The organism is Rathayibacter sp. AY1F2, assembly GCF_002930885.1.
In the GTDB taxonomy this organism is placed as follows: domain Bacteria; phylum Actinomycetota; class Actinomycetes; order Actinomycetales; family Microbacteriaceae; genus Rathayibacter.
Genome location: NZ_PSVG01000020.1, coordinates 1 through 23,176, shown reverse-complemented (window position 1 = coordinate 23,176; position 23,176 = coordinate 1). Strand labels below are relative to the sequence as shown.

Below are 23,176 nucleotides of genomic sequence, written 5' to 3'. Positions count from 1 at the left end.
GGTGCGGGCGGACGGGGCCTGTGGGTCCTCTGGTGCGTGCGGTGCGGTCACGGTGCGACCCTCTCTGCGGGTGGGGCGACGGGTGCGGACGGGACGGGGGACGCGGCGGACGGGCGGAGCGATCCGCTCATCCCTTCACCGCCCCCGTCAGCCCGCCGACGATGCGGCGCTCGAAGACGCTGAAGAAGATCAGCGCCGGGATCATCGACAGCGACACGAAGGCCAGCACCTTCGCCGTGTCGACCGAGTACTGCGACGAGAACGCCTGCACTCCGAGCGGGAGCGTGAAGGTGGACTCGTTGTTGAGGATGAACAGGGGCAGCAGGTAGCTGTTCCAGCTCGCGATGAACGCGAGGATCCCCGTGGTGATCACGCCGGGCATCGCCAGGCGCACGACCATCCGGAAGAAGAAGCCGATCCGGCTGCAGCCGTCGATGAAGGCCGCCTCCTGGATCTCGTCCGGGATCGCGCGGAGGAACGGCACCAGGATGATGATCGTCGTCGGCAGGCCGAACGCGATCTGCGGCAGCACCACTCCGGCGAGCGAGTTCATCAGGCCGAGGCTCTTGATCACCAGGTAGAGAGGAGTGATCGCCACAGTCATCGGGAACATCAGGCCGGCGGCGAAGAGCGCGTAGAACACGCCGCGCCCGGTGAAGTCGTAGCGGGCCAGGACGTAGCTCGCCATCAGGCCGAGCACGACCACGCCGAGCGTCGTCGCGAGGCCGGCGATGGTGGAGTTGCCGACCTCCTGCCAGAAGACTCCGCCGGTGATCACGTCGAGGTAGTTCTGCACGTTCCACGGCGAGGGCAGGCCCGCCGGGTCGGTGGTGATCTGCGCGTTCGTGCGGAAGCCGCCGAGGATGATGTACGCCACCGGGGCGAGCATCAGCGCGATCACGACGATCGCCACGACGTAGGCGATCGTCGTGCCGCGGCCCAGGGGCTGACGACGCCGCTTCACCGCGAGAGGCCGAGGGGTCTCCGGAGTGATCGGCGGGGCCGTCATCGTCGTGCCGGTCATCGCTTGTCTCCCGTCAGTGCGCCCGCCGTGTCGCGCCGGAGCACGAAGCGCTGGTAGAGCAGCGCCACCACGAGCGAGATCAGGAACAGGACCACCGCGACGGCGTTCCCGTACCCGTAGTTGCCGGCGTTGCGGCCGTTGGTGACCAGGTAGATCGCCATGGTCGAGGTGCCCGCGGTCGAGGACACGTACTGGCCCCAGATGATGTAGACGAGGTCGAACAGCTGCAGTGCGCCGATGATCGACAGGAACGCCCAGATCCGCAGGGTCGGCGCGAGCAGGGGCAGGGTGATCCGCCGCTGCACCTGCCAGTAGGAGGCGCCGTCAATGGCCGCGGCCTCGGACAGCTCCTCGGGGATGCCCTGCAGACCCGCGAGGAAGAGGATCACGGCGAAGCCGATGTACTTCCACGTGATGATCAGCATCAGCGTCCAGATCGCGATCGCCGGATCCGAGAGCCAGTCCTGCTTCAGCGCGCCGAGGCCGACCTTCTCGAGCAGGCCGTTGACCGCGCCGCTGGTCTGGAGCATCAGGCTCCAGCCGGTGCCGACGACGACCTCCGAGATCACGTACGGCACGAAGATCAGGACGCGGATGATCGACTGCCCGCGCAGCTTGCGGTTCAGCAGCAGCGCCAGGAGGATCGCGACCGGCCCCTGGAGCACGAGCGAGAGCACCACGATGATGCCGTTGTGCGCGAGGGCGTCGTGGAAGGTGGGGTCCTGCAGGATCGTTAGGTAGTTGCGGAAGCCGACGAAGTCCGTCGGCACTCCGTAGCCCTGCCAGCTGAAGAAGCCGTAGTAGGCCGCCATCACGACCGGGAAGATCACGAAGGCGAGGAAGACGATCAGCGCCGGGCCGACCAGGAGCGCGATCTCGAAGCGCCCCGCCCAGCCCACGCTGCGGCGGCGCCGGCGCACCGGAGGCGTCGAGGTGACGCCTCCGGTGCGCGCGGTCCCGCGGGGCTCATCCACTCCGAGGAGCGGGCTCTCGCGGAGTGCCATGGTGGCTAGGCCTTCGCCGCGGCGGCGTTGACGGCCTCGACCAGCTGCTCGGGGTCGCTCTTGCCGGCCAGCAGGTCGACGACTCCGACGTTCAGCGCGTTGCCGACGTTGAGGCCGTAGACGGTGTCGAGCCACTGCGAGACGTACGGGGCCGAGTTGTAGGCCTCGAGGATCTGCTGCAGGTACGGCTCGGTGACCGCCTCCTGCGCCACGGTGTTCACCGGGGGCGCGTTGAAGGCCGCGTAGTACTCCTTCTGCACGTCGGAGGTGGCCAGGTAGTTGAGGAAGTCGACGCACTCGTCGGGAGCGCCCGCGGAGCAGGAGTAGCCGTCGACACCGCCCATGATCGCGCCGGCCTCGCCGTCGCCGCCGTCGATCTCGGGGAAGGGGAACCAGCCCAGGTCGGGCAGCGGCTTCTCGTCGGGGGTGAGGGAGGCGATCACGCCCGGGTCCCACGCGCCCATGAGCTCCATCGACGCCTGGTGGTTGGCGAGGAGTCCGGCCGAGCTGCCCGCGCCCTGCTGGGCGGCGGTGGTGAGGAAGCCCTCGTTGAACGGCTCGGTCGCCGCGAAGTCCTGCAGGTCCTCGCCCGCGCGGACCCAGCAGTCGTCCGAGAAGTCCTTGGTGTCGGCCGCCTCGGCCATGGTGTCGGCGCTGCACTCGCGCAGCGCGAAGAAGTAGTACCAGTGCGCGGCGGGCCAGGCGTCCTTCGCGCCGAGCGCGACGGCCTGGGCTCCGCTGCCCTTGATCTTCGTGATCGCCGAGTCGAGCTCGTCGATGGTCTTCGGCGTCTCGGTGACTCCCGCCGCCGTGAAGACGTCCTGGCTGTAGAACAGGCCGCCCGGGAGGACGGCGACCGGCATCGCCCAGACCTTGTCGTCGAGCGTGTTCGCCGAGAACGAGCCCTCGGGGATCTCGCTGCGCGCCTGGTCCGAGATGCCGTCGGTGAGGTCCTTCAGCTGTCCGCCCGCGACCATGGCGGCGAGCTTGCCGCCTCCGCGCTGGAGGAAGACGTCGGGGGCGTCGCCCGAGTTGAGCGCCGTCTGGAGCTTGCCGTCGAGGTCCTCGTTCTGGATGGCCTGCGACTCGATGGTCACTCCGGGGTTCGCGGCCTCGAAGTCCGCGATCGTCTTGTCCCAGAACTCCTGGCCGGGGCCCGTGGTCGAGTTCTGCCAGAGGGTCATCGCGACGGTGCCGTCGCTCGATCCCGAGTCCTGAGCCGAGCAGCCGGTGAGGGCCGCGACCGTGCCGAGCAGGGCTGCTGTCGCCCCTGCGATCTTCCTGAACTTCATCGTCCAACCGTTCTCTTCATCGAGGGCGCCGCCTGGTGCACCGGCGCCGTGGGGGTTCCCGCCTTCGCGGGTGGAGTCAGTGTCCGCAGTGCTTGCGAAAGTGGTCAAACGTTTTCGAAATGGTTTTCGAAGCACGGGTTACAGTCGGCCACATGACCACCCGACCGACCATCCACGACGTCGCCGCTGCCGCCGGCGTCTCGGTGGCGACGGTGTCCAAGGCCGTGAACGGCCGCTACGGCATCGCCCCCTCCACCGCCACCCGCGTGCTCGAGGTCGTGCGCGAGCTCGGCTACGAGTCGAGCCTCGTCGCGAGCAGCATGCGCTCCCGGCGCACGGGCGTGATCGGCGTGCTCGTCGCGGGGTTCGAGCCGTTCAGCGCCGAGATCCTGAAGGGCGTGGGGTCGGTGCTGGCGGAGTCGCGGTTCGACCTGCTCGCCTACTCCGGCTCCCACGAGGGCGAGCAGGAGGGCTGGGAGCGGCGCTCGCTCAGCCGGCTCAGCGGCACCCTCATCGACGGGGCGATTATGGTGACGCCGAGCGTGGTGAGCGCGCCCTCCGACATCCCGCTCGTCGCCGTGGACCCGCACACCGGCCGCGCCGACCTGCCGACCGTCGAGTCCGACAACTTCGGCGGCGCCCTGCTCGCCACCCGCCACCTCGTCGCCCTCGGGCACCGCCGCATCGGCTTCGTCGCGGGCCGCGGCGACCTGCGCTCGGCGCGGCTGCGGGAGGCCGGCTACCGGGCGGCGCTGGCGGAGGCCGGCATCGCCTTCGACGAGCGCCTGCTGCGGGTGGGCAACTACCACCGCGACACCGCCCGGCGGCCCGCCTCCTCGCTCCTGTCGCTGCCCGACCGCCCGACCGCGGTCTTCGCCGCCAACGACGTCTCGGCGCTGGCGATCATCGAGACCGCCGCGCACCTGGGCCTCGCCGTGCCGCATGACCTGTCGGTGATCGGCTTCGACGACGTGCCCGAGGCCGCCCGCTTCGATCCGCCGCTGACCACCGTCCGCCAGCCGATGCAGACGCTCGGAGCGACCGCCGCCGAGATGCTGATCGCCCTGATGGCCGGGCGCGAGCCGCGCTCGCTGCACGTGCAGCTGCCGACGCAGCTCGTCCGCCGCGCGACGACGGGACCGCCGGCATGAGCGGCGACGGGACCGCCGGCATGCGCGACGAGCTGGAGGACGACGGCCCGACCGCGGTGCACGCCGCCCTCTTCGATGCGCTGGAGCTGGTGGACCTGCCCGCGCTCGAGGCGCTGCTCGACGAGCGCTTCGTGATCGAGCACCCGACCGGCCTGGTGCAGTCGCGGGAGGAGTGGCTCGCCGACATCGACGAGGCGCGCAAGGAGTACCACGAGATCGACCACGTCGAGAGCGCCCTCTCGGGCGGCGCCGCGCACCCGGTGCTCACCTCCCGCACCATCACCGAGGCGACCATCGGCCGCCTGCACGCGACCTGGCGGCTCCAGCTGACGAGCCGCCTCGTCCGCCGCGACGAGGGGTGGGTGATCACGCGGACCGTGGTGACGAGCTGGTGAGGCGGGCGGACCGGCGCGTCCGCGGCCGGCTGCAGGCGCGGCGGGCAGGATCGACACCGTGCTCCTCCAGGTCGTGACCCGCTCCGCCCGCCCGGCCGCCGAGATGTTCGACCGGGCGCGCGACATCGACCTGCACATGCGCTCGCAGGCCGGCGCTCGCGAGCGCGCGGTGTCCGGGACGACCACCGGGCTGATCGGGCTCGGCGAGCACGTGACCTGGAGCGCCCGGCACTTCGGCGTCCCGCTCCGGCTGACCAGCACCGTCACCGCGTTCGACGCCCCGCACTCCTTCGTCGACGAGCAGACCCGCGGGCCCTTCGCGACCTTCCGGCACGAGCACCGCTTCGAGCCCGACGGCTCCGGCTCCGGCTCCGTGATGATCGACCGGCTGGAGTACTCCGCCCCGCTCGGCGTCCTCGGGCGGATCGCGGAGCGGCTGGTGCTCGACCGGCACCTGCGGCGGCTGCTGGAGGAGCGCGGCGCGTTCCTCGCCGGACGCGACCGGTGAGGCTCCTGATCCGGACCCTGCTGACGCTCGTCGCCGTCGCCGGCGTCCTCTCGCTCGCGACGACCTCGGTCCTGTTCGCCCTGTCCTCCCTCGACACCGGCCGGGACGCCGGCGAGCTGCTCCTCCCGCTGGCCCGAGCGCTTCTGGCGACCGCCGTGACGGCGGCCGTCGGCGGGCTCCCCTACTCCGCGGGACGGGGTCGCGCGCCCTGGCCGGTCCTCTGGACCGCTTCTACGGTCTGCATCCTCGCGATCGCCTGGATCGTGGTCTCGATCGCGGCGTGGACCGACGCGGGCGACGGGACGGACGCCGTCGTCACGCTGCTGACCGTGATGCCCGCCGCCTGCTGCTCGATCGCCGCGATGCCGGTGACCGAGCTCGTCCTCCGGGTGGGAACGCGCAGGATCGGCGCCCGCTAGCGGATCCGTCCCCGCCGCTTGACCTTGACGCCGCGTCAACCCGTACCGTCGCTTCCATCGCCGCCGAAGTCACCGGCGACGCGGAGACGGAGGGCGCTGTGGAGCAGGAGTGGACCGTGCACGAGGTGGCGCGGCTGGCCGGTACGACCAGCCGGACGCTGCGGCACTACGGGGCCGAGGGGCTGCTGCCGCCGAGCCGGGTGGGCGCGAACGGCTACCGCTACTACGACGCCGCCGCGCTCGTGACGCTGCAGCGGATCCTGCTGCTGCGCGACCTCGGTCTCGGGCTGCCCGAGATCGGGCGGATCCTGCGGCGCGACGCGGAGCCGGTGGCCGCTCTCGAGCGGCACCTCGACGTGCTCCAGGAGGAGCGCCGACGGCTCGACCGCCGCATCCGGGCGGTCACCGGGACGATCACCACGATGAGAGAAGGGAACGGGCCGATGGCCGAGGAGATGTTCGACGGGTTCGACCACGCGGAGCACCGCGAGGAAGTGGAGCGCCGCTGGGGTGCTCCGGCGTACGCCGGCGGCGACCGCTGGTGGCGCTCGATGAGCGCGGAGGAGCGCGAGCAGTGGCAGCGGCGGCAGGCGGACCTCGCCGACGCGTGGACCGCCGCGGCGGCGAGCGGGGCGGGTCCGACCGGGGAGGAGGCGCTCGCGCTGGCCGAGCGGCACCGCGCCTGGCTCGCCGAGGTGCCGGGCACGCCCCGCGACGCGACCGGCGGCCCGAGCGACGAGTACCTGCTCGGGCTCGGCGAGATGTACGTCGACGACGAGCGGTTCGCGGCGCACTACGGCGGAGTCGCCGGCGCCCGGTTCGTCCGCGATGCGCTGCGGGCGCTGGTCGAGCGGCGGGGATGACGGAGGTCTCGTCGGCCGCAACGCGACCCCGCTCCGGAACGGCATGATCGCCTGATGGGACGCATCCGATTCAGCAGTCCGGGCTGGGACGAGGACACCGATCGGGGGCCCGCGCCCGACCCCGACCGTGCCCGGTACTCCCGGGACGACGGGGCGAGGTTCACCGCGATCACGCTCACCTGCCTGTCGGTCCTCCCCGCGATCGTCCTCACGGCCGCGTTCCTCCTCGTGCGGCTCCCTCCGCTCGACCGCGACGACCAGCCCGACTGGACGGCGCCGCGCGCGGAGGTCCTGGCTCCGTGGCTGCTGCTGTTCCTGCTCCCGCCGCTGGTCACAGGGCTGCTCGCCCGTCTGGTCGGCGGGCGGGACTCCTCCCACGGGTTCGGTCGCTCCGCCGCGGTCTGCCTCGTGGTGATGGCGCCGTTCCTCGGGCTCTCGGCCCTGTCGCTCCTCGGCTAGGCGCTGCCACCGCTCACGCCTGCAGGACCACCGCGCCGTAGTGCGTGCCCGCGCCCGTGCCCACCAGCAGCACCGACTCCCCCGGCCGCACGCGCGAGCGGTGCAGGGCCAGCGGGATCGCGCTGCCGATCGTGTTGCCGACCTCGCCGAGCGTGATCGTCATCCGGTCGCGGCCCCAGAGGCGGGCCATGCCCTCGAGCCCGGCCGCGCTGGTCTGGTGCGGGACCACGCGGTCGATGCCGGGGAGCCCGGTCGAGAGGCCGGGCCGCACCTCCTCGAGGAACGCCGGGAAGTGCCGCAGCGCGTCGACGAGCAGCGCCTTGCCCTGCATGTCGAAGCGGAAGTCGGCGAGCCGGTCCTGCGCCTCCTCGATCCGGATCCGCGAGCCGAAGCCGCGCAGCTCCGCGTGGCGCACACCGCTCGGGCGGGTGCGGAAGTGCGTGGTGACCAGGCCCTGCCCCGGAGTCTCGGCGCGTCCGATCACGACGGCGGCGGCCGCGTCGCCGAAGAGCAGGGCGCTCTCGGGCTGGCCCGGGTCGATGCCGCGGCTGCCGCAGTCGGTCGAGACGATGAGCACGGTGTCGGCGCGACCCGTGGCGAGGAGGAATCCCGCCTCCTGCAGAGCGAAGAGGAACGACAGGCAGGTGGCGCCGACGCTGTACGCCGAGACGTCGTCGAGGCCGAGTCCCGCCGCGAGCAGCGCGCCTCCGTCCGGGATCGCCTGCAGCTGAGTGCCCGAGGCGTTGAGCACCACGTCGACCGTGTCGAGCCCGGCCGCCGCGAGCGCCCGACGGGCGGCGAGCAGGCCGAGCTCCAGCGGGTCCTCGTCGTCGGTGACCCAGTGGCGGGTGCGCACGCCGGAGCGGCGCTCGGCCTCGTCGGCGGGCAGGCCGCAGAGCGCGGCGACCTCGGCGGTCGTGACGATCCGCTCGGGCAGCGCTTCGCCCGTGCCGAGGACGCGGAGCGGGAGGAGGTCGGGCACGCGGGCCCCTTCCTGCCCCGGGACGTGCGGAGCGAATCCCTGTATAGCGCGCCTCTGCACCTCCGCGCGCACTGTTCGGCGCGGTTTGACGGCACGGGCCCCCGCCGACACCATGGTCCCGGAGCGGGGGACGGATGGACGCGCGCGGTTTCTGGGTGGTCGTGCCCTTCCTCGACGAGGAGAAGCTGCTCGGCGGCGCCCTCGACGCGCTCGCCCGCCAGACCGATCCGGACTTCACCCTCCTGCTCGTCGACAACGGCAGCACCGACGGCTCGCGCGCCGTGATCGAGGAGTTCCGCCGCCGGTGCCCGGAGCGGCAGGTCGCCGTGATCGACGAGGCGCAGAAGGGCACGGGAGCCGCCTCCGACACCGGCTTCCGCCACGCGATCGCCGAGGGCGCGACGGCCGTCGCCCGCACGGACGCCGACTGCCTGCCGAGCGCCGACTGGGTGGCGCGCCTCAAGGCCGACCTCCGCGGCGGCGCCCGCTTCGTCGGCGGCCGCCTGTCCCCGCGGCGGGACGAAGCCGTCTACCGCTGGTACGACGGCGTGCTCGGTACCGCGCTGATCCGCCTGATGGAGCACGCGCCGGGCGTCTTCTACCGCCGCCCCGGCCAGCGGTACCGGATGTTCATGGCCGCCGGCTGCAACCTCGCGATCGACGCCGCGCTGTACCTCCAGGTCGACGGCTTCCCGCGCTCGAGCATCGACGACACCGACGAGGACCTGGAGCTGCACCTCAAGGTCTGCCAGGTGATCGGGCGGAGCGAGGCGCTGCTCGACAAGGACGCGGTCGTGCTGATGTCGATCCGGAAGGGCAAGGCGCTCGGGTACCTGGGGATCCTGCTCTGGTACTGGGGCCGCAAGCGCGGGCTGGAGGTCGTCGATGTCCGCTGAGCGCCGGCGCCGCGTGCTGATCACCGGGGCGACGGGGTTCCTCGGCGGCTACGCGGTGCGCGAGTTCCTGGCCGCGGGCGACGACGTGCTCGCCACCGGTCGCGCCCCCGAGGCGCTGGCGCGGCTGGAGGAGGAGGGCGCCACGGTCCTCCGCGCCGACCTCGCCGAGCTGGGCGCGACGACCGTCGAGGCCGACGTGCTCGTGCACGCCGCCGCTCTGTCGAGCCCGTGGGGCACGTGGAGCGAGTTCGAGCGCGCGAACGTCGCGGGGACGGAGGCGATGATCGCGCTGGCCGAGCGCTGCGGGATCCGCCGCTTCGTCTTCGTCTCCTCGCCGAGCATCTACTCCGCCCGGCGCCACCAGTACCTGGTGCGGGAGGAGGAGGTCGACGCCGGCAGCCGGATGAGCCTCTACATCCGCAGCAAGATCGAGGCGGAGCGGCTGCTGCAGGAGGCGCACCGCGCCGGCCGGATCCCCGAGCTCGTGATCCTGCGCCCCCGCGGCCTGATCGGCGTCGGCGACCCCAGCCTCCTCCCCCGCTTCGTCGCCGCGAGCCGCCGCCGCGGCATCCCCCTCTTCGACGGCGGTCGGAACCCCGTCGACATCACCTGCGTCGAGAACGCCGCGCACGCGCTGGTGCTCGCCGCCGACGCTCCCGTGGCCGACGGCGGCGTCTACAACATCACCAACGGCGAGCCCGCTCCGCTCGGCGACCTCCTCGAGCGCTTCTTCGCCGCGATGGGCGAGGAGCCGCGCTTCATCCGGGTGGACCTGCGCGTGCTGACCGCGCTCGCCGAGATCCTGGAGCGGGTGTACCGGCTGCTGCCCGGCCGCGAGCCGCCGTTCACCCGCTACACCGTGGCGACCCTCGCCTACGCGCAGACCCTCGACATCTCGCGGGCGCGGACCGAGCTCGGCTACGAGCCGACCGTGCCGCTGGCCGAGGGCATCCGCCGGGTCGGCGAGCACCTGAGGAGGACGCGTGGCTGAGTCGTCGCTGCAGGTGATGGCGTGCGGGAGCACCGTCTTCCCGCTGTCCCGGGTGTTCCGCGGGAAGGGGCTCCCCCGCCGCGTCTTCCCCTCGAACGTCTTCCTCTACACGCACGCGAGCGGCCGGCGGGTGCTCGTGGACACGGGCTACCCGCCGACGTTCCGCGGGACAGGCCTCGTCGGACGGCTGTACGAGCGGATCCTGCCCGCGACGGTGCCGGACGACGAGACCGTCGACCAGCGGCTGCTCGCCCTCGGCCTGACCCCGGCCGCCGTGGAGTTCGTGGTGCTCACGCACCTGCACCCGGACCACGTGGGCGGCGTGCGCTGGTTCCCGGACGCGACGTTCGTGCTGTCCTCGGGCCAGGTCGCCTCCGTGCGGCGGAACCGGGTGCGCGAGGGGATCTTCCGTGCGCTGCTGCCGCCATGGTTCGCGGCCGGGGTCGTGGCGGACGAGCAGCCCGCGACGACGATCGCGGGGCTGACCGGATTCGACCTGTTCGGCGACGGGTCGCTGCTCGTGGTGCCGCTCCCGGGGCACGCACGCGGTCACCTCGGGGCGCTCGTCGAGGGGCGCGTGCTGGTCGCCGGGGACGCGGCGTGGGGAAGGGAGTTCCTCGGCTGGTCCGGGCGCCTGCGCCGGCTGCCGCGGTTCATCAGCGACGACGCGCGGACGCACGAGCGGACGTGCGAGCTGCTCGAGCGGGTGGAGGCGGCGGGGGTGCGGTTGCGCTTCTCGCACGACGCGTATCCGGAGGGGGACGTGGCGCTGGGTGGGGCGGCGGCCGTCGGCAGAAAGTCGCCGACCTGACGGCGGGACGGCTCGCGTCGTACCCTCTCGTCCATGACGGACTACGCTCGACCGGCTGTCGCGGACCGCGTCTTCATCGGCGAGGACGGCCGACCCATCCCCTACGGCACTCGCTGGCTGGGTGAGTCGCCTCCGGACGAGAGCTACTCCGTCACGAGCGATCTCGAGCGTTTCCAGCCGCTGCACACCGTCGCGGACGCCCTGCTCGAGCACCTCGAGCGCACCTACGACGTCACGGTCGAGGACGACCCGGCCCTGGCCTCACGAGACGAAGCGGAGATCTCCTGGGCCGCCCGCGCCGTCCGCGTGACGCCGCGGGCGGTCGACGCCGCACCTCTGACGATCGTCTGGACCGTCTTCCCCGGCGTCCTCCTCCACGCCGGAGCACTGCACCGCTTCAACTACCCCGTCTGCGGATGCGACGCCTGCGACGACGAATGGACCGCCCTCGCGGACGACCTCGAGCGCAGCGTCTTCGACGTCGTCGCGGGCCGCTACGAGGAGAGCATCGCCGCCGGCAAGGACGGCATCATCGTCGGCTACCGCATCGGGAGCGGCAGTGAGCTCGGCTGGTCGAGCGGCTACAGCAACGACGTCGGGGTGCGTCACAGGATCGGCCACGACGGGCAGCAGCTGACCGCGCCCTTCAGTCGAGTGTGGGAGGCCTGGCCGGAACGCTGACGCCGCGGCCGGCCGATCCTCGCGAGGTCATCGACCTTGTCCGAAAAGTGAGGCGCCTCCCGCCTCCCGCCTCGGGCCGCGAGATCTCGAGTTCCGAGGCTCGACCAGCCTCTAGCGGTCGTCAGCGGGGCAGGTCCTCGTAGGGGACGCGGCGGCTCAGCCAGGCGAGCAGACCGGCGGCGAGCGCCGCGATCGCCGCAGGGATGAGCAGCAGCCAGAGGGCCGAGGTCACGGCGACGAGGACGAGCGCCGCTGCGGCGACGCCGGCGCCGATCGCGAAGTTCCAGCGCACGTCCGTCGCCACTCCGCCCTCGGGACGCGCCCACAGCACGACGAGGGCCGTCGCGATCGGCCCGAGCAGCAGCCCCAGCACGAACCAGCGCCAGCGCGAGCGGCCCTTCTGCTCGGCCAGACCGGCGGTGACGATCGCGAGTCCGAACCAGATCCAACCGGAGTCCTGGGTGAGTGTCATGCGTGGAGCCTAGGGCGCGGGCAGGATCGCCCCGGAGAGGTCGCCGGTCGGGAGCGTGGGCCCGTCGCCCGCGTCTCCCGCCCAGCGGTCCCCGGCACGGCGCCGAATTCCTCCGCTACCCGGGCACCACCACGAAGGCGACGCCGACGACGACGCCCAGCACGAGAGCCGCCGAGCCGAACCCGATCAGGAGGGCGAACGTCAGCGGACGGGTCTCGCGGAAGCTCATCGTGCCGGGGATCAGCTCGTTGATCTCGGAGGGGCTGAGCGTCTTCTCCGCGGCGGGCGGCGCCTCGATCTCCTGCCGACGAGCGGCTCCGGTCAGGCGCGCCCACACGCTCCGGCTACCGGTGTGCACGCCACGCGCCGCCGGCAAGAGCGGCGTCGTCACGGCGGCGACGACGGCCCGCAGATCCTCGATCTCCCAGTCCGCCCCGCGGAGCCGCAGCGACCGGCTCCCGTCCGACAGGAACAGGATCAGCGACGGGGGCAGGTCGATCCCCTCACTGTTGGGGCCGGCGGGCACCCACGCGAGCAGCGCCTTCACCGACGGGTCGGCGCGCTCGAAGGTCACGACCCTGCCTCGAGCGTCTGTGCACTCGATCGCCCGGTCCGAGATCCGCAGCGACGCGCTGGCGAGGAACCGCCGGTTGCGGAGCGCCAGCACTCCGACGATCACCAGAGCCACCACGGTGGCGAAGCCGAACAGCCCGAGGTAGACGGCCAGCGCGGCACCGCGGTCGTCGGCGATCACGACTCCCCAGACGCTCCCCGCCAGCAGGACCAGCGCGGGGAGGACGGCGACGGGCCTCAGGCGTCGCGACTCGTTCTCCTGCCGGGCCCTCGAGGGCCGGAACTCGCGAACCGGCTCCGAGCGGTCCGCCCGTCGCCGCTCCATCAGGCCGAGGCGACGGACGGAGAGCCAGTGCGGACGCGGTTCCGAAGAGGGTCGTCGAGGATGCGGCGCATGGCGTCAGGGTAGCGGTGGCGCTCACCAGCGCCGCCCTCGCCTCAGGGGCCTTGGATTCTTCGCGCGGCTGTAGCGCAGCGACCGCCGAAAGCGAGGACCACCGCTCCTTCTGTGCTCCCGGCGACGCCGATAGCCTTCGCCCGTGACCTCCTCGACTCGCGCACTGGACCTCGCTCGTGCACGCCTCCGGATCGGAGTGCTCGCGTTGGTCCACCTCGTGGTCGCCGTCAACCTGGTCCCGTTCGGACTGTTGAGCTACGCCTCCGAGAACTATCCGGCCGTCGATGAGTGGTCCGACCTGTCGACGCTCGGGGGGGCCGTCCAATGGGCGGCCTTCGCTCCGTGGGTGCTCGTCGTCATCACTCCCGTCGTCTCGTTCATCGTCGTCCGTCGCCTCTCCGCCCCCCTGAGGAGCTTCTGGATCACGCCCGCCGCCGGCATCGCCGCCACCGTTGCGATCCACTTCGTGTCCTACCTCTTCTTCGACGCCCCTCGCCCAGTCACCGGAGGGTGAGCGGACGCGGCGCGCCTGTCGGTCCGCGCGGGACGTCACCGCACGACAGGTCGGCCCCTCCCGGGGTGCCGCCGCCGGGCACGATCATCCGAGCGAGGGCTCGTCCGGATCGACAGACTGGGCTGGTGTCCTCACCGATGACGATCCGCGCCGTGCCGACCTCGGCCCGGCGTGAGGAGATGCACCTCAGGCTCCATCTCGCAGAGAGCAGGCAAGTGCTGCCTCTCGCGGCCGTCCCCGGCGATCGGCCTCCTCAGGACCTTCCGTACCGGGCAGCGCGCTCGACGCACGCGGGACGCCGGGCGCGGCGGCAGCCCGCCGGGGACCGAGCGCCCTGACGCGACTCCCGCGCCGCCGACGACACGACGCCCCCACTCGACGCCCCACGTACCCACTCAGACAGGACCTGCCATGACCTCCTCCCTCTCCTACCCGGCGAGCCGCTGGGCTCTCGACCACATGCCCCTCACCGCGCAGGCCGTCCGGGAGCTCGCTCCGGTGCTCTCCGGGAAGAAGCTGGCGATCTGCCTCCACGTCGAGCCCAAGACCGCCGCCCTCGTGTCGCTCCTCGTCGAGGCCGGAATGGACATCGCTCTGACGGGCTCGCCCGGAACCACGAAGGACGACGTCGCCGACGACCTCCGCGCCCTCGGCGTGCACGTGCACACGAAGCAGAGCGACGGCGAGGCGGAGCACCTCCGCAACATCGAGAAGGTGCTCGAGCACGATCCCGATCTCACCCTCGACAACGGCGCCGACCTGACTCTCCGGCTCATCAACTCGGGCGTCCCGGACCACTACCTCGGCGGCACCGAGGAGACCACCACCGGCGGCATCCGCCTGCGGGAGAACAGCGCGACCCTCCCGCGACCGGTCGTCGTCATCAACGACTCGCCCCTCAAGCTGATCGTCGAGAACGAGTACGGGGTCGGCCAGAGCGTCGTCCAGGGCTTCATGAACGCCACGAACCTCATGATCCCGGGCACCCGCGCCGCGGTCATCGGCTACGGCCCGTGCGGGCGCGGGGTCGCCGACACCCTCTCGCAGCTCGGAGCGCGGGTCTCCGTCGCCGACGTCGACCCGATCCGCTCGCTGCAGGCGATCCTCCGCGGCCACCGCGTCGGACCCGTCGCCGACGTCCTCTCGGACGCGCAGTTCGTCTTCACCGCCACCGGAGCACCCGGCGTCATCGGCGCGGCGGAGATCGACGCCTTCGCCGACGGCGCCGTGATCGCGGGCGTCGGCCACTTCCCGTGGGAGATCGACGAGGACGCCCTCGCGGCCGCCACGGAGTCGACCACCGAGTTCGCCGACGGCCAGCGCCGGCAGGGCATCCGCCTGAAGAACGGCAAGCGGATCGTCCGCCTCGAGAACGGCCGGATGATCAACCTCACGGCGGCCGGCGGCAACCCGATCCAGGCGATGGACCTCGGCCTGACCCTTCAGGCACGGAGCCTCGCCGCCGTCGTCACCGCGGACCTCGACGCCGCCGTGCAGCCCGTCCCAGCCGACGTCGAGCACCGCATCGCGACCGACCTCGTGGCCCTCCTCAGCCGCTGAGGGGCGAGCGGCGGGTCCTCGGCGGCGATCCGCGGGGCGGCGGCGCCGCACCTCAGAAGACGGCGATCGGATTGACCGGAACGCCGGTGAGCCCGAGCAGGCGCGGTGGGGCCACGCTGAGCAGGAACGACCAGCGGGACAGCTCGGCGCAGACCACGGCGAGCTGCTCCACGTCCGCACTGTCGATGAGGGGCATGCCCAGCCGTGCGAGCGCGACCATGTGCATCGGCATCTCGGGATCGTGAGGGGGGAAGCTGTCGCCGACGTCCCCCGCGTAGAGCGCTACGCCCCGCTCGTGCATCCAGGTCACGGCGTCGACGGTCATGCCGGGGGCCTGCTCCTCCGAGTCCCAGGAGAAGCCCCACCCGCTGCGGACGACGAGCGCGTCGCCGGACTGCAGGGGGACGCCTCCCCGGCGCTCGGCCGCGTCGAGGTCGGCGGCGACGATCGCGTGCACCGCCGGCAGCCTCCCCTGCGGCGCGAGGTCGAGGAGGACTCCGCGCGTGACGATGCCCTCGGCGAACGAGGAGGTGGATCCGTGCATCACTCCGCCGGCGGTGACGGCTTCGGCGAGAGGCCGGCCCGGGTAGACGACTCCGTCATCGACGGGCAGGTGCGCGAACGCGTCCAGGTGGGTCATCGCCGGGTGGTGCGGAGTCACGATCAGCACCTCGGACATGCCCACCGGAGGGGTTCCGGTGTAGAGGAGCGCCTGCTGCACCGGGGGCGACGGCGGAGCGGCGGGCGCGAAGGGGCCGCCCAGCATCGACGCGGGAGCCACGGGGAGGGCGAGCGAGACCCAGCGGCCGGTCCTCACCTCCTCCGCGGCACGTCGCCGTGCGGCATCGTCGATGAGGGTGAGCGTGCCGAGCTCGTCCTCCGCGCCCCATCGGCCTCGGTCGTCGGGGAGCTGCGTGCCGGTCATGGGATGTCCTGTCGGATCGATGTGGTCCGGGGTGTGGTGCACACTCCAGGGAGGGGACTGCAGAAGCAGGTCCCTGCAGGCTACCTCGTGAAGCAGGTTCCTGTTTCTTTGAATCACCCGGGAGGGATGTCGGCGTGGACGACGACGAGGGACTCGAGGCCGTCCTCGGCTGGAACGCGGTCAAGGTCGCGCGGATCATCGGCGCGCGCATCACCGCCGGGCTCGCGGAGCACGACGTGAGCCTGGTGCAGTTCGGCGTCCTCTCCTGCCTCACCGGCGGAGCGCAGCTGACCTCGGCCGAGATCGCCCGCGCGGTCTTCGTCCGCCCGCAGACGATGTCCGAGGTCCTCGACGGCATGGAGCGGCGAGGGCTGATCGAGCGTGTCGGAGTCCGCGGGAAGGGCCGACGCACACCCATCCGTACGACCGCCGACGGGGAGCGCGTCCTCACCGCGGCGCGCGCGGTCGCGCTCGCGACCAACGACCTCAGTGACGTCGGCCTGAGCGCCCCCGCCGCCCAGCAGCTGAACGACCTCCTGCTCACCGTCATCCGGAACGCCGAGGAGCCGACGGGAGCCGGGTTCGGGTCCTGACGAGGTCGAAGCCGGGCTTCGGAGCATCGCCGACGCAGGACCTCGTCCAGACGGTGTTCACAACGAAGGATGGATCTGCTCCAGGACCCCGCGATCCGCGCGGAACGGGCGCCGGAGCCTCATCCTTCCTCCGTCGTGAACAGGATCAGCCGAGCGGGGCCGACGAAGGACGTCCGCTTGGGCGCCCTCTTCCGGACGTGGCCGGAAGAGGGCGTTGCCCACGGCGCTCGCAGCTGTCACGGTCGCAGGGCGGCCGACGACGGCCGACCCGACCGGAAGACCCCATGCGCCTTCGAAGCACTGTCCGCCCGCTCGCGCTCCTCACCGGCGCCCTCCTCCTCGGGACCGGCCTCGCCGCCCTCGACGGGCCGCTCACCGGCACCGCGGCCGCGGCTCACGCGGCCGACGCTCCCGTCGCGGGCGGGCGCGTCGTGGGCTGGGGATACGACGAGGACGGTCGGACGAGCGCCCCCGAGGATCTGACCGACGCCGTCTCCATCGCGGCCGGCCAGTACTACGGCGTTGCGGCGAGGAGCGACGGCACAGTGGCCGTCTGGGGTGACAATCTCGAGGGCGGCCCCATCCCGGCGGACGACCTCCGCGGCGTCGCGGCCGTCTCCCCCGATCTGGCGCTTCTCGAGGACGGCACCGTTGCGCCGCTCTTCCCCCCGGAGGACCGGTACACCGAGCCGCCGGCGGGGCTGAGCGGCGTCACCGCGATCGACTCGAGCGGCACCCACAGCGTCGCGCTCCGCGACGACGGGACAGTGGCGATCTGGGGGTACGACCAGGGGCGAGTGCTGGAGGCGCCTCCCGGTCTGGACGACGTCGTGGCGATCTCCGCCGCGTCCTTCCACACCCTCGCCGTCACGAGAGACGGCAGCGTCGTGAGCTGGGGCTACGACGGCCCCGACGACATCTTCGCGGGCTACTCCGACATCGTCGCGGTCGCGGCGGGACGGACCCACGACCTCGCCGTCCGCGCCGACGGCAGCGTCGTCGCCGAGGGGAGCGACAGGGACGGAGAGAGCGACGTCCCCGCCGGGCTGACCGGTGTCGTCGCGGTCGCCGCCGGGTACGGGCACAGCGTGGCGCTCCGCGAGGACGGCACCGTCGCCGCCTGGGGCGACGACGGTGCCGGCCAGTCCACGGTTCCCGCAGGACTGAAGGGGGTCACCTCGATCGACGCCGGCTACGGCTTCACCCTCGCCACCGGGACCCGTCCCGTCCTCACGGCTGCCGCGCCTCCCACGGCGACGGTCGGCACTCCGTTCTCCTTCGCCTTCGGAGGGGATGCGCGCCTCGCGGACCACACCCTCGCCAGCGGGACGCTCCCGCCCGGACTGACCCTGACTCCCGAGGGGTTCGTGACGGGCACGCCCGCAGAACCCGGAACCTCCGACTTCACCGTCACCGCGACCAACTCCTTCGGAACGACCACCACCGCCTCCCGGCGGATCACCGTCGAGGCCGCCCCGCCTGCACCCGTCGCGCCGACGATCAGCGGAACCGTCGCAGCCGGCGTCGTCGACTCGGCCTACGACTTCACCTACGCGGTCGCGGGAACTCCGGCGCCCGTCGTGACCGTGTCGTCGGGCGCCCTTCCCCCGGGTCTCACCCTCGATCCGACGGGGCGCCTCACCGGCACTCCGACCAGGACCGGCGCCTACGTCTTCACCGTGCAGGCCGCCAGCACCGCCGGAACCGCGACCGCGCAGAGCACTCTCACCGTGTCCCCTGCGTCCGCTTCCGCGAAGGCCGACCTTCGCGTCGACGTCTCCGCTCCGACCACCGCGGTGAAGGGGAGGACGTTCACGTACACGCTCATCACGAGGAACGCCGGACCCTCCGCGTCGACGTCCGTCTACTCGAAGGTGATCCTCCCGCCGGGGGTGCGGTTCGTCTCCGCGACGGGGAAGTACACCCGTATCGGCAGCGTCGTGGTCTTCCAGCGCTCCAGCCTCGGCAACGGGCGGACGTCCACCGAGAAGATCACCGTCACGGCCGTGAGCGCAGGCACGGGCACAGCGCTCGCAACCACCTTCTCCGCGAGGACTCCGGATCCGTCGATCCGCAGCAACGCCGACACCGCTGCCACCACCGTCCGCTGAGGAGGGTCGGGCGGGCGACGAGACCCTCCCGCCCGTCCTCGTGCATCACGCCGGGCGCAGCCAGTCCGTGATCGCGCTGACGACGCGGTCGAGGTGGGACTCGAGCAGGAAGTGCCCGCCGTCGACGAGCTCGATGCGCGCGTGAGGCGCGTCGCGGAGGAACGCCTGGGCGCCGGCGGGGGCGAAGATCTCGTCGTTCCGGCCCCAGACGGCGAGGACGGGGACTCCGGACTCGCGGATCCACGCCTGCACCGCGGGGTAGAGCTCGCGGTTGGTGGCGTAGTCGCGGAAGAGCGCCAGCTGCACGTCGTCCTGGCCGGGGCGGGCGAGGAGCGCGAGGTCGTGCTCCCAGGCGTCCGGATCGACGGTGGTGGAGTCGGGGACACCGTGGGTGTACTGCCATTCGACGGCCTCCCGGCCGAGAGCCGGCCGGAGGGCGTCGCGCGTCTCGTCGGTCCGCTCGGCGGCGTCGGCCCAGATCGGGTCCCAGAAGCCCGGCACGAAGCCCTCCTCGTAGGCGTTGCCGTTCTGCGAGATCACGGCGACGACCGCGGACGGATCGGCGAGGGCGAGGCGCCAGCCGACGGGGGCGCCGTAGTCCTGCACGTAGATCGCGTACCGGGTCACCCCGATGGTCTCGAGGAAGCGGCCGGTCACCGCGGTCAGGGCGGCGAACGTGTAGTCGAAGTCCTCGATGGAGGGCGCGGACGAGCGTCCGAAGCCGATGTGGTCGGGGGCGATGACGCGGTAGTGGCCGGCGAGGGCGGGGAGGAGGTGGCGGAACATGTGCGAGCTGCTCGGGTATCCGTGCAGCAGCAGGAGGACGGGCGCGTCGGCGGGCCCGGCCTCCCGCCAGAAGACGTCGAGTCCGTCGACGGACACGGTGCGGTGATGGACGACGACCATGGCTAACCCCTTCAAGTAGATTTACTGGTTAGTCGGACGCTAGCATGGATCGAACGGGCCGCACGGCGCGGGAGGACGGGGAACGATGGATCGGGACGAGGAGCTGCTCCTGGCGGTGCTGAACAGCGCGCCCGTGGTGGACGGACGGCCGACGGACGACCTCGGCGACGCGGCCGGTCGCGAGCTCGCCCGGCGGTGGGGCGGAGTCGGCACCGAGGACGAGCTCGAGCAGCTGCGCCGTGCCCGCGACGCGCTCCAAGCGGTCGTGCGCTCGGGCGCGCCCGAATCCGTCGCGGAGCTCGCGGACCTGGTCGCGCACGCCGTGCGCACCCCGCGCGTCACCGGTGAAGGCGTCGTGTGGGAGCTGAGCGCTCCCGAGCCGGATCGCCTCGCGGTGCAGTCGGTCCTCGCCTGGTCCGCTGTGAACGCCCGGTTCCCCGGGCGGCTCCGCGCCTGTGCGAACGACGAGTGCAACCTCTTCCTCCTCGACCGCAGCCGCCCCGGCACCGCCAAGTGGTGCTCGATGGCGACGTGCGGCAACCGGATGAAGGCCCGCGCGCACGCGAGCCGGTCGCGGGACTGAGCGCGGCCGGGAGGCACAGCGGCGAAGGCTAGGCGCCGCGCAGCCGGGCCGTCGATGCGGACGCCTGCGCTCGAGCCCGTTGCAGGGCGTCCTCGCGTCCGGCCGCGTCGAGGCGGGCGGGACCGTAGGTGACCACCGGGGGCAGGACGTCGTACCCGACGAACTCGAGCATCCCGCGATGGATGTGGAAGAGGAACGACTGCAGGTCGCCGTAGCCGTCGGCGGCGCCGGGCGCGAAGGCCGCTTCGCCACCTCCCGTCGTCAGCAGGAGCATCGCGGTCCTGCCGCGCAGGCCGCCCTCGGCGAAGACGCCGTGCTCGCCTCCGAACGTCGCGCCCATCACGAAGACGCGGTCGATCCAGCCCTTCATGATCGCCGGCATCGAGAACCACCACAGGGGGAACGAGAGCACCAGGAGATCCGCCTGCAGCAGCTCGTCGAGATCGCTCGCGACGGGCTCCCCGAGCGTCTTCTCGAGGACCGCGGTCATCTGCTGCGCCTGCGGCTTGAAGTAGCCGGAGCCGGACGCGAACTGGTCGCGGTGCAGCACCGGGTCCCGGCCCTCGGCGTACAGGTCGAGCCGGCGGACCTCCATGCCGTCGGCCCTCAGCTGCTCGAGGACCGCGTCCGCCTGCGCCGAGGAGAAGGACCGCTCCTCGGGATGGGCGTGGACGAGCAGAGCACGGCGAGCGGGAGCGGCCTCGGAAGCATCGGTCATGCGGCCGATCATATCGACGATTCGCGATACGTCGCTAGATCGAGGCTCCGAGCCGCTTCAGGAGCCCGTCGACGTCGGCGTCGCTCCTCCGGTAGTGGGTGTACTTCCCGACGCGCGTCGAGCGGACGAGGCCCGCGCGCTCCAGGGATCCCATGTACGACGAGATGGTCGACTGCGCGAGACCGCTCTTCGCGGCGAGATGCGTGACGCAGACCCCGAACTCGGCGCGGTCGGCGATCGGCTCGAACTCGCTGAACGACGCCTCGGGAGAGCGGAGCCACTCCATGATCTGCAGTCGCGTGGGATTGCCCAGCGCCTTCAGCACCTCGACCAGTCCCGTGTCCACCGCGCCATTCTCCTCCGCTCGCCGTCCGGGCGCCTCCGCGCCGGAATCACCCTCCGCCCGGACGCACCCCGCTCACGGCAGCAGGATCACCTTGCCGTCGAGCGTTCGGGACTCGGCGAGCTCCATCGCCTCGACGATCCCGGTGAGCGGGAAGCGGGCGGCGATGTTGGCCGTCAGCGAGCCGTCGGCGAGGAGTCCGAGCACGCGGCCGAGGTCCTCCTCGAGCCGCGCACGGAAGCGCGCGGGGCGCATCGAGTGGCCCGCCCAGAGGTCGTAGAAGACCGCGCGCCGGCCGTTGGGGGCCAGCTGGTAGGCCTGGATCCGCGCGAGCTGGCGGAGGAACGGGGGCCAGATGCTCCCGGTGCTCGCGCTGACGATCGCGTACGCGACGAGGGTGCCGCCGGGCGCGAGCAGCGACCACGCCAGCCGGGTCGTCGCTCCGCCGACGTTGTCGAAGACGGCCTGCACTCCGCCGGGAGCGAGCTCGCGCACGCGAGCGGCGAGGTCGGGATCGGCGTAGTCGACGGGCTCCACTCCGGCCGCTCGGAGGGCCTCGTGGTGGCGGGGCGAGGCGGCGCCGATCACGCGGATCCCCTCGAGGCGGGCGAGGCGGTGCACGAGGCCGCCGACTCCGCCGTTCGCGCCGAACAGGAGGATCGTGTCGCCGCGGGAGACCCGGGCCGAGCGGTGCAGCATCTGCCACGCCGTCACTCCGTTGACCACGACGGCCTCGGCGTCCTCGGACGCGACTCCGTCGGGGACGAGAACGCAGTCGCGGGCGGCGACGCGGGCGTGACCCGTCCAACCGCCGGTCTTGGTGAGGGCGGCGACCCGGCGGCCCTCGAGCGACGCGTCGCCGCCGGGGCCGACCGCGAGGACCCGGCCGACGAGGTCGTAGCCGGGCGTGAAGGGGAACGGCGGCTGGGCGAAGTAGCGGCCGCGGCGCATCGACTGCTCGGCGAACGAGATGCCGGTGGCCTCGACGGCGACGAGCAGCTCGCCGGCCGCGGGCGGCTCGACCGGCGCCTGCTCGAGGAGAAGTCCGGACGGCTCGACGATCCCGGGGAGGACGACGCGGGTGGTGGTGCGGGGAAGGGTGGTGGACATGAGGGGCTCCTGGAGGTTGTGGTGAGTGACTGGACAGTCACAATCGCGGACATGAAAGGGGAGGGTGGTGAAGAGGAGGAGAAGGAGGAGGGGAAGGAGAAGAGGGCAGACGAGAGGACCGCGGACTCAGTCGCGGTGCCGGATGCCGTCGGAGACGATGCGCGCCCACTCGGAGTCGACGCCGCCGAGGTCGGTCTGCACGATCAGGTGGCAGAGCTGCCCGTAGGCGACGAAGCGCTGCACGGCCGGACCGTCGGCTCCGGAGACGACGGTGACCGTCCGGACGACCGCGGAGATCCCGCGGCGCACCGCCTCACGGATCTCGGGGACCTCGCACGCGCTCTGCGCCTGTGACTGCAGCATGATCAGGTCGCGGTCGGCGATCAGGTCGATGTAGGCGACGGTCATCGCCTCGAGCCGGTCGGCCGGGTCCGAGGAGGGCGAGGCCTCCCCCGCCGCCGCGAGCGTGGACGCCACCTGCTCGTAGCAACGGTCGACCGCGGCGACGAAGACGCCGAGCTTGCCCGGGAACAGGCGGAAGACGTAGGCGGGCGAGACACCGGCCTCGGCGGCGACCTCGGTGATCGGAGTCGCGGCGTAGCCGGTGCGCGCGAACACGTGGAGCGCCGCCGCGGTGATCCGCTCGCGCTGCGCCTCGGCGGTGGAGCGGGAGGAGGGGGAAGCCATGTGACTGATCGAACACTTACTTCGCTCGCATGTCAAGAGCGGCTGCCGGACGGATCGAGACTGCGGCCCCGATCAGGGGCACCTCCACGATCCGGTCCGGCACCCGGCAACGGCAGGCCTACCGATCGTGGAGCCCGCCGCACACCCCCTACCCCCGCGGCGCATCGACTGCTCGGCGAACGAGATGCCGGTGGCCTCGACGGCGACG

The 23,176-nt window shown here is 72.4% G+C and carries 27 protein-coding genes; 15 read left to right on the top strand and 12 right to left on the bottom strand.

The features are described 5' to 3' along the window. Positions 1–127 precede the first annotated feature (127 nt). From C5C54_RS13930 to C5C54_RS13920, 3 genes are read right to left on the bottom strand one after another with little or no spacing between them, the layout of a single operon-like run. The gene (locus C5C54_RS13930) at positions 128–1,024 is read right to left on the bottom strand and encodes a carbohydrate ABC transporter permease (protein WP_104224899.1); all 897 of its coding nucleotides are present in this window, start codon (positions 1,022–1,024) and stop codon (positions 128–130) included. Further along, positions 1,021–2,028, bottom strand: coding sequence for a carbohydrate ABC transporter permease (locus C5C54_RS13925; protein ID WP_104226347.1), 1,008 nt, complete (start codon positions 2,026–2,028; stop codon positions 1,021–1,023). The genes C5C54_RS13930 and C5C54_RS13925 overlap by 4 nt, the downstream gene beginning before the upstream one ends. Before the next feature lie 5 nt (positions 2,029–2,033). Next, positions 2,034–3,320, bottom strand: a complete 1,287-nt coding sequence (locus tag C5C54_RS13920; protein WP_104288606.1) for an ABC transporter substrate-binding protein — start codon at positions 3,318–3,320, stop codon at positions 2,034–2,036. Positions 3,321–3,472: 152 nt separating this feature from the next. Here C5C54_RS13920 and C5C54_RS13915 point away from each other — a divergent pair, with 152 nt between their 5' ends. The 6 genes from C5C54_RS13915 (at position 3,473) to C5C54_RS13890 (ending at position 7,115) form a co-directional block, all read left to right on the top strand. Continuing rightward, on the top strand, positions 3,473–4,471 hold the full coding sequence (locus C5C54_RS13915) for a LacI family DNA-binding transcriptional regulator (RefSeq protein WP_104224902.1): 999 nt from the start codon (positions 3,473–3,475) through the stop codon (positions 4,469–4,471). Then, positions 4,468–4,866, top strand: a complete 399-nt coding sequence (locus C5C54_RS13910) for a nuclear transport factor 2 family protein (protein ID WP_104273750.1) — start codon at positions 4,468–4,470, stop codon at positions 4,864–4,866. Before C5C54_RS13915 ends, C5C54_RS13910 begins: the two co-directional genes overlap by 4 nt. A gap of 58 nt (positions 4,867–4,924) precedes the next feature. After that, positions 4,925–5,374 carry an SRPBCC family protein gene (locus tag C5C54_RS13905; RefSeq protein WP_308470744.1) on the top strand — a complete coding sequence of 150 codons (450 nt, stop codon included), beginning with the start codon at positions 4,925–4,927 and terminating at the stop codon, positions 5,372–5,374. After that, on the top strand, positions 5,371–5,793 hold the full coding sequence (locus C5C54_RS13900) for a hypothetical protein (RefSeq protein WP_104288605.1): 423 nt from the start codon (positions 5,371–5,373) through the stop codon (positions 5,791–5,793). Before C5C54_RS13905 ends, C5C54_RS13900 begins: the two co-directional genes overlap by 4 nt. A 98-nt stretch (positions 5,794–5,891) precedes the next feature. Next, positions 5,892–6,656 (top strand): TipAS antibiotic-recognition domain-containing protein, encoded by a 765-nt coding sequence (locus C5C54_RS13895; protein WP_104288604.1) that lies wholly within the window; start codon positions 5,892–5,894, stop codon positions 6,654–6,656. Between the two features lie 54 nt (positions 6,657–6,710). Further along, positions 6,711–7,115: a hypothetical protein gene (locus tag C5C54_RS13890; protein WP_104288603.1), complete on the top strand. Its 405-nt coding sequence runs from the start codon at positions 6,711–6,713 to the stop codon at positions 7,113–7,115. Between the two features lie 13 nt (positions 7,116–7,128). Here C5C54_RS13890 and C5C54_RS13885 read toward each other — a convergent pair whose 3' ends face one another. Then, positions 7,129–8,097 carry a 3-oxoacyl-ACP synthase III family protein gene (locus C5C54_RS13885; RefSeq protein ID WP_219812206.1) on the bottom strand — a complete coding sequence of 323 codons (969 nt, stop codon included), beginning with the start codon at positions 8,095–8,097 and terminating at the stop codon, positions 7,129–7,131. A gap of 134 nt (positions 8,098–8,231) precedes the next feature. Here C5C54_RS13885 and C5C54_RS13880 point away from each other — a divergent pair, with 134 nt between their 5' ends. Genes C5C54_RS13880 through C5C54_RS13865 form a run of 4 tightly spaced genes read left to right on the top strand, consistent with a single transcriptional unit; the run spans position 8,232 to position 11,476 of the window. Further along, positions 8,232–8,993, top strand: a complete 762-nt coding sequence (locus C5C54_RS13880; RefSeq protein ID WP_104261373.1) for a glycosyltransferase — start codon at positions 8,232–8,234, stop codon at positions 8,991–8,993. Further along, positions 8,983–9,984, top strand: a complete 1,002-nt coding sequence (locus C5C54_RS13875; protein WP_104288602.1) for an NAD(P)-dependent oxidoreductase — start codon at positions 8,983–8,985, stop codon at positions 9,982–9,984. The genes C5C54_RS13880 and C5C54_RS13875 overlap by 11 nt, the downstream gene beginning before the upstream one ends. Beyond that, on the top strand, positions 9,977–10,795 hold the full coding sequence (locus C5C54_RS13870) for an MBL fold metallo-hydrolase (RefSeq protein WP_104288601.1): 819 nt from the start codon (positions 9,977–9,979) through the stop codon (positions 10,793–10,795). The genes C5C54_RS13875 and C5C54_RS13870 overlap by 8 nt, the downstream gene beginning before the upstream one ends. 33 nt (positions 10,796–10,828) lie before the next feature. Beyond that, positions 10,829–11,476 carry a DUF6226 family protein gene (locus C5C54_RS13865; protein ID WP_104288600.1) on the top strand — a complete coding sequence of 216 codons (648 nt, stop codon included), beginning with the start codon at positions 10,829–10,831 and terminating at the stop codon, positions 11,474–11,476. A gap of 121 nt (positions 11,477–11,597) precedes the next feature. Here C5C54_RS13865 and C5C54_RS13860 read toward each other — a convergent pair whose 3' ends face one another. Then, positions 11,598–11,948, bottom strand: a complete 351-nt coding sequence (locus C5C54_RS13860) for a hypothetical protein (RefSeq protein ID WP_104224914.1) — start codon at positions 11,946–11,948, stop codon at positions 11,598–11,600. 115 nt (positions 11,949–12,063) lie between these two features. Further along, positions 12,064–12,846, bottom strand: a complete 783-nt coding sequence (locus C5C54_RS13855; RefSeq protein WP_104288599.1) for a hypothetical protein — start codon at positions 12,844–12,846, stop codon at positions 12,064–12,066. Between the two features lie 214 nt (positions 12,847–13,060). Here C5C54_RS13855 and C5C54_RS13850 point away from each other — a divergent pair, with 214 nt between their 5' ends. Beyond that, positions 13,061–13,432: a hypothetical protein gene (locus C5C54_RS13850; protein WP_104288598.1), complete on the top strand. Its 372-nt coding sequence runs from the start codon at positions 13,061–13,063 to the stop codon at positions 13,430–13,432. 411 nt (positions 13,433–13,843) lie between these two features. After that, positions 13,844–14,992, top strand: a complete 1,149-nt coding sequence (locus tag C5C54_RS13845) for an adenosylhomocysteinase (RefSeq protein WP_104288597.1) — start codon at positions 13,844–13,846, stop codon at positions 14,990–14,992. A gap of 52 nt (positions 14,993–15,044) precedes the next feature. Here the strand turns inward: C5C54_RS13845 and C5C54_RS13840 are convergent, their stop codons facing one another. Next, complete coding sequence (locus tag C5C54_RS13840) at positions 15,045–15,917, bottom strand: cyclase family protein (RefSeq protein ID WP_104288596.1); 873 nt, start codon at positions 15,915–15,917, stop codon at positions 15,045–15,047. A 134-nt stretch (positions 15,918–16,051) separates the two neighbouring features. Here C5C54_RS13840 and C5C54_RS13835 point away from each other — a divergent pair, with 134 nt between their 5' ends. Together C5C54_RS13835 and C5C54_RS13830 are read left to right on the top strand one after the other, a co-directional pair. Next, positions 16,052–16,510, top strand: a complete 459-nt coding sequence (locus tag C5C54_RS13835; RefSeq protein WP_104282929.1) for a MarR family winged helix-turn-helix transcriptional regulator — start codon at positions 16,052–16,054, stop codon at positions 16,508–16,510. Between the two features lie 284 nt (positions 16,511–16,794). After that, positions 16,795–18,621, top strand: a complete 1,827-nt coding sequence (locus C5C54_RS13830; RefSeq protein ID WP_104288595.1) for a putative Ig domain-containing protein — start codon at positions 16,795–16,797, stop codon at positions 18,619–18,621. Positions 18,622–18,666: 45 nt separating this feature from the next. Here C5C54_RS13830 and C5C54_RS13825 read toward each other — a convergent pair whose 3' ends face one another. Further along, positions 18,667–19,527: an alpha/beta fold hydrolase gene (locus tag C5C54_RS13825; RefSeq protein WP_104288594.1), complete on the bottom strand. Its 861-nt coding sequence runs from the start codon at positions 19,525–19,527 to the stop codon at positions 18,667–18,669. Positions 19,528–19,612: 85 nt separating this feature from the next. On the opposite strand from C5C54_RS13825, the gene C5C54_RS13820 reads away from it, so the two are divergent. Then, positions 19,613–20,110: a CGNR zinc finger domain-containing protein gene (locus tag C5C54_RS13820; RefSeq protein WP_104288593.1), complete on the top strand. Its 498-nt coding sequence runs from the start codon at positions 19,613–19,615 to the stop codon at positions 20,108–20,110. Positions 20,111–20,138: 28 nt separating this feature from the next. Here the strand turns inward: C5C54_RS13820 and C5C54_RS13815 are convergent, their stop codons facing one another. From C5C54_RS13815 to C5C54_RS13800, 4 genes are all read right to left on the bottom strand, one after another. After that, complete coding sequence (locus C5C54_RS13815; protein ID WP_104288620.1) at positions 20,139–20,828, bottom strand: NAD(P)H-dependent oxidoreductase; 690 nt, start codon at positions 20,826–20,828, stop codon at positions 20,139–20,141. Between the two features lie 34 nt (positions 20,829–20,862). Next, positions 20,863–21,174, bottom strand: coding sequence for a helix-turn-helix transcriptional regulator (locus C5C54_RS13810; protein WP_244230566.1), 312 nt, complete (start codon positions 21,172–21,174; stop codon positions 20,863–20,865). Between the two features lie 72 nt (positions 21,175–21,246). Beyond that, a complete protein-coding gene (locus tag C5C54_RS13805) occupies positions 21,247–22,281 on the bottom strand; it encodes a medium chain dehydrogenase/reductase family protein (protein ID WP_104248087.1) in 1,035 nt (344 codons plus the stop codon). A 126-nt stretch (positions 22,282–22,407) separates the two neighbouring features. After that, positions 22,408–22,968, bottom strand: coding sequence for a TetR/AcrR family transcriptional regulator (locus C5C54_RS13800; RefSeq protein WP_104288592.1), 561 nt, complete (start codon positions 22,966–22,968; stop codon positions 22,408–22,410). Positions 22,969–23,176 lie beyond the last annotated feature (208 nt).